The sequence below is a fragment of the Methanophagales archaeon genome (assembly GCA_021159465.1).
Lineage (GTDB): Archaea > Halobacteriota > Syntropharchaeia > Alkanophagales > Methanospirareceae > G60ANME1.
Genome location: JAGGRR010000013.1, coordinates 1 through 9,190, shown reverse-complemented (window position 1 = coordinate 9,190; position 9,190 = coordinate 1). Strand labels below are relative to the sequence as shown.

Annotated in this window: 10 protein-coding genes; 6 read left to right on the top strand and 4 right to left on the bottom strand. The window is 47.0% G+C overall.

Translation table 11 applies throughout. From position 1 onward, the window contains the following. On the top strand, positions 1–297 hold a 297-nt coding region (locus J7J01_00345; GenBank protein MCD6209342.1), incomplete at its 5' end, for a hypothetical protein. Between the two features lie 82 nt (positions 298–379). On the opposite strand, the gene J7J01_00340 is transcribed toward J7J01_00345, so the two are convergent. After that, positions 380–1,066, bottom strand: coding sequence for a hypothetical protein (locus J7J01_00340; GenBank protein MCD6209341.1), 687 nt, complete (start codon positions 1,064–1,066; stop codon positions 380–382). Positions 1,067–1,178: 112 nt separating this feature from the next. Between J7J01_00340 and J7J01_00335 the strand changes: the two genes are divergently transcribed. Both J7J01_00335 and J7J01_00330 read left to right on the top strand, forming a co-directional pair. After that, positions 1,179–1,433 (top strand): hypothetical protein, encoded by a 255-nt coding sequence (locus J7J01_00335; GenBank protein MCD6209340.1) that lies wholly within the window; start codon positions 1,179–1,181, stop codon positions 1,431–1,433. A gap of 30 nt (positions 1,434–1,463) precedes the next feature. Further along, positions 1,464–2,741, top strand: coding sequence for a 3-isopropylmalate dehydratase large subunit (locus J7J01_00330; protein MCD6209339.1), 1,278 nt, complete (start codon positions 1,464–1,466; stop codon positions 2,739–2,741). Positions 2,742–2,842: 101 nt separating this feature from the next. On the opposite strand, the gene J7J01_00325 is transcribed toward J7J01_00330, so the two are convergent. The 3 genes from J7J01_00325 to larE all read right to left on the bottom strand — a co-directional run bounded on the left by J7J01_00325 (position 2,843) and on the right by larE (position 5,081). Continuing rightward, complete coding sequence (locus J7J01_00325) at positions 2,843–3,490, bottom strand: MBL fold metallo-hydrolase (protein ID MCD6209338.1); 648 nt, start codon at positions 3,488–3,490, stop codon at positions 2,843–2,845. Positions 3,491–3,575: 85 nt separating this feature from the next. After that, positions 3,576–4,181, bottom strand: coding sequence for a stage II sporulation protein M (locus J7J01_00320; protein MCD6209337.1), 606 nt, complete (start codon positions 4,179–4,181; stop codon positions 3,576–3,578). A 42-nt stretch (positions 4,182–4,223) separates the two neighbouring features. Further along, positions 4,224–5,081, bottom strand: a complete 858-nt coding sequence (larE, locus tag J7J01_00315) for an ATP-dependent sacrificial sulfur transferase LarE (GenBank protein MCD6209336.1) — start codon at positions 5,079–5,081, stop codon at positions 4,224–4,226. Between the two features lie 42 nt (positions 5,082–5,123). On the opposite strand from larE, the gene J7J01_00310 reads away from it, so the two are divergent. Genes J7J01_00310 through J7J01_00300 form a run of 3 tightly spaced genes read left to right on the top strand, consistent with a single transcriptional unit; the run spans position 5,124 to position 9,168 of the window. Further along, positions 5,124–5,918 carry an AAA family ATPase gene (locus J7J01_00310; protein ID MCD6209335.1) on the top strand — a complete coding sequence of 265 codons (795 nt, stop codon included), beginning with the start codon at positions 5,124–5,126 and terminating at the stop codon, positions 5,916–5,918. 38 nt (positions 5,919–5,956) lie between these two features. Next, positions 5,957–7,726, top strand: a complete 1,770-nt coding sequence (locus J7J01_00305) for a V-type ATP synthase subunit A (protein MCD6209334.1) — start codon at positions 5,957–5,959, stop codon at positions 7,724–7,726. A 23-nt stretch (positions 7,727–7,749) separates the two neighbouring features. After that, positions 7,750–9,168 carry a V-type ATP synthase subunit B gene (locus J7J01_00300; GenBank protein ID MCD6209333.1) on the top strand — a complete coding sequence of 473 codons (1,419 nt, stop codon included), beginning with the start codon at positions 7,750–7,752 and terminating at the stop codon, positions 9,166–9,168. Positions 9,169–9,190: the final 22 nt, after the last annotated feature.

Here is a 9,190-nt window from a genome sequence, read left to right as displayed (position 1 = left end):
GACGGCATCACTGACATAGAGGAGATGCTGCAGGGTACCGATCCTAAGGACCCGTGCGATCCCAATCCGGAATGCGCCGCATGTAAGGCGTTAATGCCAGCAACACCAGCACCCACAACAGCGCCGGTTGTATCACCAACACCGAAACCCACAGTTAAACCTACACCTGTACCGACACCAGCACCCGCTACACCAACACCAACACCGAAGCCCATACCGGGTTACGAAGCGCTATTCACTATTGCGAGCTTGATTGCGATTGCAGTCGTGTACGTAGTACTGAGAAGGAAGAAGTAGGGAAGAAGAGCAAGAGCAAGAACAAAACAAAAGTTAAGAGATTTAGAAGGGGGATTTTTTATACCCCTTTTTATTTTTATTTTTATGATTCAGGCAATGCATCTTTCAGTGCTTTAATCAGTAATTCACCCGCATGCTGCATTATCGGTCTGTCAGGACCCATATACGCCACGCATTCGTTATCATGCATCTGTCCGACTTGCTCCTCAAGTGACTTCAAATCGTTGTATGCGAGTCCAGCGAGTCTCGGAGCGATTTTTGATGCTGAACCACAAGGTGTGTCTCTGATGACTTTTGCCACCTCGATTATCTTCTTCTTATCGTTAACCTTCAATTCAAACCTGGGTTTACCAAATGCGGAAGCGAAAGAATTCACCAGTTCATTATCGCTTCGCTCCAGTGCGCAGAACGGTTCCGGGAATTCTACATGCACACCCTTATTCTTCAGTTCCTCCTCTATTGAATATCTACCCTCGGGTATCAGGTTTGGGTCCTCAATAGGCCACAGAACCGCCTTCGCACACGTCTTATCTACAATGATAGGCACGAGGTCCCCAGCTTTGGGCAGTATCCCAAGCACAAGTAGCAGGTCACATTCTGGCAGTGGTATATCATCTGGCATATCTCGCTCTGGCTCGTCAAGTGATACAGATGCGACTTTGAGGTCATAGAACCCAACAATCCGGTCTGCGAATTCGCTTGTAGCTAAGTGCTCGGTTACCAACTCACCAAACGATCCGTGATATAGTATATATATTCGTTCATTCATAGCATATCCTAATTATAATCGGTCAGTAATGATAAATTTTTCCGTCACTCTATGAGGATATATCCTTTTATACTATGAGATTATTTATTTCTTCGTATTTGTATAGATGGTTATGGAAGAAGAGGAATCGAAGGCGCGTATGCATATAAAAGAGCTTTTAGGTGTAATAGAAGCTATGTATGAGATCAGGATATCGAATATAGAGCCTATAATCGAGTTTATAATTGGTGAGACACTCGATGCTGACAGGATATTGGCGATATGCACTGCTTTGAACTCATGGGTCGCGCTAAATAGTTCATCATATAGCGAGGTTGAATTACCACTGGAGGTTGTGGAGGAGTTTGTGCGAAGGATAGGAGGATAGAAGGATAGAAGGATAGAGGGATAAGGATAAATGGCTACGATAGCAGAGAAGATACTGGATGGTGAAGCAGGCGAGATAGTGGAACGTGAGGTTGATTACATAATGGTGAACGATATAACAGGTGTGCCCGCATTTGAAGTCCTTGCAGAACTTGAGAATGCAAACGAGAATGCAAATGCAAATGCAAATGCGGATGAGCCGAAGAGGGATAAAGTGGTTATTGTACAGGACCATTATGTGCCAAACAAGGATATAGCCTCAGCGGAGCAGGCGAAGGCGTTGCGGGATTATGCCCGTAGATACAACATCACGAACTATTACGAGATAGGTAAAGGCGGGATATGCCATCAGGTAATGATAGAAGAAGGTTTTGTAGCTCCCGGCAGGTTGATAATAGGTGCGGATTCCCATACATGCTCTTATGGCGCCCTCGGCGCTTTCTCTACCGGTGTGGGCTCAACAGAGGCGGGTGCGGCAATGGCTACCGGTAGATTATGGTTCAAAGTACCGGCAACACAGAAGTTCGTTATTGATGGCAATCTCAGGGAATACGTAACGGGCAAGGATATAATCCTGCATATCATAGGCGATATAGGCGTTTCAGGGTCACTATACAGGTCAATGGAGTTCTATGGCTCTACAATAACTCATTTAAGCCTGTCTGACAGGATAACAATTGCGAATATGGCAGTAGAAGCGGGTGCTAAAGCGGGAATCATACCACCCGATGAGAAGGTATTCAGATTCCTGCGTAACCGAGTGAGAGGAGATTATAAACCTGTGTATGCGGACGAGGGTAGCGACAGCGATAGCGAATATGAAGCTATATTTGAGTATGATGCATCAGAGATAGTCCCTACAGTTGCAAAGCCATTCTCACCTGCTAATACTGTACCTGCGAGCGAGCTGGATGTCACTATAGATCAGGCGTACTTAGGTTCTTGTACAAACGGCAGGATAGAGGATTTAAGAGCTGCTGCTGCGATATTGAAGGGCAAGAAGGTGAGTCCCGATGTGCGGATGATTGTGGTGCCCGCGAGTGAGAAGGTGCTGAAGCAGGCGCTTGAAGAGGGTTTAATAAGTATATTCGTGGATGCTGGTGCATTTGTCTGTAGCGCTACCTGCGGTGCATGCCTGGGTGGCTATCTGGGTGTACTCGCAAAGGGTGAGCGCTGCATAAGCACAACAAACCGAAACTTCATAGGTCGGATGGGGCATAAGGATTCTGAGGTATATCTTGCGAATCCCGCAGTAGTAGCCGCTTCTGCTATCACCGGGCGAATAACAGACCCTGGGGACCTGAACTAAGAAATAAAATAAATTCACTCTGCACAAAATTCGGTTTCGGTAAAAGAACTTTGCATTGCATATCCAAATCCAAAGAACCCATAAATGAGCAATTGGAGATATTACAGGTAGAACTCCTTTATGAACTCATAGTTACGCTTTATATTAGCTCGCCCTTTTATTATACGACCATGACCAGGTAGCAGGAGCTCAGTCTCCAGTAGAGCTATCTGATGAATGGATTCTCTCAGCGCTTGGTTATTACCAAAAGGCAGGTCTGTCCTCCCTACACTATGCTCAAACACCAGGTCACCCGATATCAGGAACATATCAGTGGGCGAGTAAAAGCATATACTCTCCGGTGAATGCCCGGGAGTATGTAGTATCTTCAATTCCCGCTTCCCTAATCTCAATACATCCTTTATCTCCTTATCAACCTTGAAATCAAGCCTGTGTGGCATAGAGAATAATCGCGATACCTCTTCTATCATGACATCGAGATATTCTAATTGCGAGGAATGCAATGCTACCCTGGCGTTATAAGCTTCTTTCAATGCCTCTATTGCATCGTAATGGTCTGGATGGAGATGCGTTATCATTACGATATCAACTTTGGTCACTCGGTCCTTAGCCATCTCCTTGATTCGCAGTTTGAGATAATCCTTCAGCCCGGGGTCTATCAGGAGTGTGAGTTCATCCTTTATCACGTATGTGTTCGCGTCGAACGGTCCTTTCTCCCTGTACCAGTACACACCTTCCTGAACTCTCATGGTCAGCTCAGTATTGCATTAGCTTGGTTACTTAGCTACCCTACCTATCACCTATAACCTGCTTCAACTTGATAGATACTTCTCTTCATTTAACAACCAGTGGTAGTAATGTGATCAGTGCTGATTCAATAATAGCGGCAATGAGAAGAAGCGGGAATATAAGTGTGAGAAATACCCACAAGCCTCTTTTCATCTCGCCTCCCAAATCCCGCTCATCTCTACTTCGGAAGACCTCCCTGCCCAGTCTCAAGCCAATAGCAGCAGAAATCAAGAAAGCTGGTATCTCAAATACCCCATGCGGTATGATCGCAATGAGAACAATTGCCCCCTCCTTCTGTACAAACCACCCAACAATTCCACCGTTGACGAACGCGGAGAAGAGCGGGACTATACCTACTAAAGGTCCAGAGAGGATATCAATGAAGCATGTAAAGGCGTTATTCAGGAATATAACGAAGAAGAACAGGAGGAATGATACCCATGGGGGATATGAATCTGAGAAGCCCTTCACGTTTTCACTCAGTTGCTGTATATATTGGAGAGCCGCACTAAATAACTCATTGAGGAAGCCAAGATATCCAACGATAGCGGAAGAGATGAAAAAGACGACGATGAATAAGATATAGAACCTGAGCGAATAAATATACTCACGTAACGTGTATTCTTCTCCCATCTCTCTCATAATCTTCATATCCTCATCTTCATCTTCATGATTGGTTTTCTAATATAATAATCATCCTGTATCAGTATCAGTATCATCCATACTTCCACTTCGGTATCCCTCAGGGTCTATGGTGATGTAGCGGAAACCGAGCTTCTTCAGTTCCATGCTAAGATATTCAAGCTGTTTTAGATTGAATAGCCGCGGAAGTTCATCCCTCACCAGCTCTATCCTTGCTATCCCATCGCAGTGCAGCCGAACCCTGAGCTGGGAGAAGCCAGCATCTAAGAGGATATTCTCCGCATTCTCTATCATCTCCAGTTTATCACTCGTTATCCTCTCGCCATAAGCTATCCTTGTCGCTAAGCACGCATTTGAGGGTTTATTCCAGAACGGAAGCCCTATCTCCTTCGCTATTGCTCTCACTTCGGACTTTGTTATGCCTACTTCCGCGAGGGGATGCCACAGCCCGGATTCCCGGGATGCTGCTATGCCAGGTCTGTGCCTGTATCTGTATTCGTGGTAATCAGATGCAGTAACACCTTCTGCAACTGTTGCTATTCCCTCGTCGGCTGCTATTTGCTTTAATAACAGACTAAAACGTCTCTTACAGTAGTAACACCTGTCACGAGTATTCGCTACGAATTCTTCATCGCTAAGCAGCGAGAGATGCACAATCTTATGTCGTATGCTGGAGTTGGAGTTAAAGTAAGCGAGTATTTTTTTTATTGACTTCAAATCCCTATCGGGAGTGAGTTCTGTGGCTATTGTCACAGCAAGAACGTTATCAGCCAGCACTTCATGAGCGACTGCGAGCAGCAGACCACTGTCTACACCGCCAGAGAAAGCAACGATTAAATTACCTCGCTCTGATATTCGCTCACGCAACACTTCAAGTTTCTCTTTTTCTCTATTACCATTATTCTCCATATTCCATTATATATGATAATTGATAACGTAAGGAAAGCGAACATGCATGAACAGAAGCTGAAGATAGCGGTTGGCGGTAAGGGCGGTGTGGGAAAGACAACAGTTGCAGGTACTCTCGCCCGGCTCATAGCGAAGGAAGGGCATAGAGTTATTGCGGTTGATGCAGACCCTGCTATGAATTTAAGATTCGCATTAGGCATAAAGACGAATCCTGCCCCTGTATCTGACCTCAAAGACTTGATCTATGAACGAACAAAAGCATATTCGGGCTATGGTGTCTACAAGCTGAATCCAAAGGTAGATGACATAATAGATAGATATGGAGCTATTGGACCTGATGGTGTCGTTCTGGTGGTGATGGGTACGGTGGAACGAGGTGGTAGCGGGTGTATATGTCCTGAGAGTGCATTTCTTCGCGCTTTGCTACGTCATGTGATATTCAGGGAGAACATGGTTATAATGGATATGGAGGCAGGAATAGAGCATTTAGGGCGTGGAACAGCAAGCGGGGTAGACCTGATGCTGACGGTTGTGGAGCCAGGGATGAGGTCGGTGGAGACAGTGGGGCGAATAAAGAAACTTGGCGAGGACATCGGTATAAACCGGTTTGCGGGAGTGATTAACAAAGCTACGGATTCAGGGATGGTGGCGGAGATAAAAGAGCGATTGAAGGAACTGGGCATACCTCTGCTGGGGGTTATACCCTATGATAGGGCATTGATAGAGGCGGACATGGAAGGTAAGGCGCCGGTAGATAAAGGTGGGGCGGCGATAGAGCAAATAAAAGAAATAAAAGATAGGATTATTAAATCACTCAGTTCTTCAATTGTATTATAGGATATTATAGGAATAGGAGAAGAAGGAGTGGAGAGGAGATGGGAGAGATAATGAAGATTGCGGGTCCTCTGGTTGTTGCCGATGATATGCGTGGCTGTGAGATGTACGAGGTGATAAAGGTAGGAGAAGAGGGTTTGCTGGGCGAGACGATAAGGCTGGATGGAGACCTTGCGTATATTCAGGTGTATGAGGATACAGCGGGCTTGAAGCCCGGGGAACCGGTGATAAAAACAGGCTCGCCTCTATCTGTCGAGCTCGGACCCGGGCTCTTAAAGAACTTTTATGACGGTGTGCAGAGACCTCTGGAAGCCATAAAGGCGAAGGTGGGTGATTATATAGAGAGGGGAGTGTATGTAGAGGCACTTGATCGTGCTAAGAGATGGAAATTCACAGCAAAAGCGGAGGAAGGACGCGAGATAGAAGGTGGTGATATCCTTGGTACTGTTCAGGAGACGAAGGTGATAGAGCACAGGATTATGGTACCACCAGGTGTGAAGGGTAAGCTTATAGAGCTCAATGAGGGCGAATTCACGGTCAATGAATGTATAGGGCGTGTGGAGACGGATACAGGCGAAGTGGAATTGAAGATGATGCAGAGCTGGCCTGTGAGAAAGGGGCGTCCGTATAAGGAGAAACTGGACCCTGATGTACCATTACTCACAGGGCAACGTATCAATGATACCTTCTTCCCGATAGCGAAAGGTGGCACGGGCGCTATCCCGGGCGGTTTTGGTACCGGAAAGACGGTCATGCAGCATCAATTAGCACGCTGGGCTGATTCTCAGGTTATTGTTTATATCGGGTGTGGTGAACGTGGTAATGAGATGACCGAAGTGCTGGAAGATTTCCCTAAACTCATTGATCCGCATACAGGTGAAACACTGATGGAGCGGTCCACACTCATTGCGAACACCTCAAATATGCCGGTAGCAGCCAGGGAAGCATCTATTTATACAGGAATCACTATCGCGGAGTATTATCGTGATATGGGCTATGATGTGGCGATACAGGCGGATTCCACATCGAGATGGGCGGAAGCGTTGCGAGAGATCTCGGGCAGATTGGAGGAGATGCCGGGCGAAGAGGGCTATCCTGCGTATTTGGCGGCGCGATTGTCGGATTTCTATGAAAGAGCGGGACGCGTAAGAACTTTGTGCTCACCACAGGAAGACCGAATAGGGTCTGTTACGGTGGTCGGAGCAGTTTCACCGCCTGGAGGCGATTTCTCAGAGCCTGTAACGCAGAATACACTGCGTGTGGTCGGAGATTTCTGGGCACTTGACTCCTCCTTAGCAGATAGGCGGCATTTCCCCGCTATAAGCTGGTTACGTAGCTATTCACTTTATATCGGGTATCTCCGCGATTGGTTCGCGAAATTCGGAGCTCCTGACTTCATGGAGCAGCGTGAGGAGATGATGAGTTTATTGCAGAAGGAGGCGGAATTACAGGAGATAGTGCAGCTTGTTGGTGCCGATGCGCTACCGCCACGCGAGAGGTGTACCCTGGAAGTGGCACGAATGATAAGGGAAGATTTCCTGCAACAGAACGCATATCATGAAGTTGATTCTTACTGCACATTGGAGAAGCAGTATTTGATGGCGAAGGTGATTCTGCAGTGGTATGACAATGCGAAGGAAGCGATAGAGCGTGGTATAGCCATGGAGAGAGTGGAATTGATGCGAATAAAGGATGCAATAGCGAGGATGAAGTATATAAAGAACGAGGAGTTCAGGGCTAAATATGAGGATATAATGCGAGATATGAAAGAAGAATTTGAGGCTTTGATGAAGCATAGTTCAGGTTCGTAAAGAGAAGGGGGTGAATAAAATAAATGGCGGTAGATATATCGGCAAGGGAATACACCACGATAAAAGAGGCAGCAGGTCCTTTAATTGTGGTGGAAGGAGTAGAGGGCGTGTCATACGGAGAGGTGGTGAAAGTAGTAACGCCGGAGGGTGAAGAGAAGACGGGACAGGTGCTGGAAGCGAGCAGGGGACTTGCTGTGGTACAGGTCTTCGAGGGCACTTCCGGCATAGACACATCAAGGACTCGGGTGAGATTCACCGGCGATATTATGCGAATAAGTGTTGCGCAGGATATGGTTGGACGGTTCTTCGATGGTCTGGGCAATCCGCGTGATGGAGGACCGGAGGTGATTGCGGAGGAGCGACTGTCTATCATTGGTGCTGCGATAAATCCCACTGCGCGAGATTATCCACGTGAATTCATACAGACCGGGATATCCACCATTGATGGCATGAACACACTTGTGCGGGGTCAGAAGTTACCGATATTCTCAGGTGCGGGTATGCCGCATAACGCCCTTGCTGCTCAGATAGCAAGGCAGGCGAAGGTATTGACGACCGGAGAGCCGTTTTCGGTTGTATTTGCTGCAATGGGGATTACACATGAGGAAGCTTCTTTCTTTATTCGCGATTTCGAACGCACAGGTGCAATCGAACGTATAGTTGCATTCATCAATCTCGCGGATGACCCCGCAATTGAACGAGTGATAACACCTCGAATGGCGTTGACAACTGCCGAGTTCCTTGCATATGAGTATGATATGCACATACTGGTGATTCTTACAGACATGACGAACTACTGTGAGGCATTGCGAGAGATTTCTGCGGCACGCGAGGAGGTACCGGGCAGGCGTGGCTATCCGGGCTACATGTACACCGATCTATCAACGATTTACGAACGAGCAGGTCGAATAAAGGGACGTAAAGGGTCAATTACGCAGATACCAATACTGAGTATGCCAGATGACGACATAACGCATCCCATACCAGATCTGACGGGCTATATAACCGAAGGTCAGTTTGTTCTATCGCGAGACCTGCATAGGCGTGGTATATATCCACCTGTGGATGTATTACCGTCGCTATCCAGGTTGATGGATGAGGGTATAGGACCAGGGAGGACGAGAGAAGACCACGCGGGCGTATCGAATCAGCTATATGCAGGCTATGCGGAAGGACGAGATATGCGTGACCTGGTAGCAGTGGTGGGCGAAGAGGCATTAACAAGCAGAGATAGGAAATACTTGGAGTTCGCAGATGTCTTTGAGAAGAGGTTTGTCACGCAGGGTAAGAACGAGGAGCGGAGTATAGAAGAGACACTGGACATTGGCTGGGATTTACTTGCAACACTGCCAGAAGGAGAGCTCAAGCGTATTGATGAGCACATAATAAAGAAGTATCATCCGAAGTATCGTGCTCGTACTCGTACCGCCGCTGCAAGTTGACTGAAGAGAAGAAGAGGATAGA

Excerpts from the sequence above, each read along its gene's own strand:
- J7J01_00325 (MCD6209338.1), bottom strand. The coding sequence starts at position 3,490 with ATGAGAGTTCAGGAAGGTGTGTACTGGTACAGGGAGAAAGGACCGTTC.
- larE (MCD6209336.1), bottom strand. The coding sequence starts at position 5,081 with ATGGAGAATAATGGTAATAGAGAAAAAGAGAAACTTGAAGTGTTGCGT.
- J7J01_00340 (MCD6209341.1), bottom strand. The coding sequence starts at position 1,066 with ATGAATGAACGAATATATATACTATATCACGGATCGTTTGGTGAGTTG.
- J7J01_00335 (MCD6209340.1), top strand. The coding sequence starts at position 1,179 with ATGGAAGAAGAGGAATCGAAGGCGCGTATGCATATAAAAGAGCTTTTA.
- J7J01_00310 (MCD6209335.1), top strand. The coding sequence starts at position 5,124 with ATGCATGAACAGAAGCTGAAGATAGCGGTTGGCGGTAAGGGCGGTGTG.
- J7J01_00330 (MCD6209339.1), top strand. The coding sequence starts at position 1,464 with ATGGCTACGATAGCAGAGAAGATACTGGATGGTGAAGCAGGCGAGATA.
- J7J01_00300 (MCD6209333.1), top strand. The coding sequence starts at position 7,750 with ATGGCGGTAGATATATCGGCAAGGGAATACACCACGATAAAAGAGGCA.
- J7J01_00305 (MCD6209334.1), top strand. The coding sequence starts at position 5,957 with ATGGGAGAGATAATGAAGATTGCGGGTCCTCTGGTTGTTGCCGATGAT.
- J7J01_00320 (MCD6209337.1), bottom strand. The coding sequence starts at position 4,181 with ATGAAGATTATGAGAGAGATGGGAGAAGAATACACGTTACGTGAGTAT.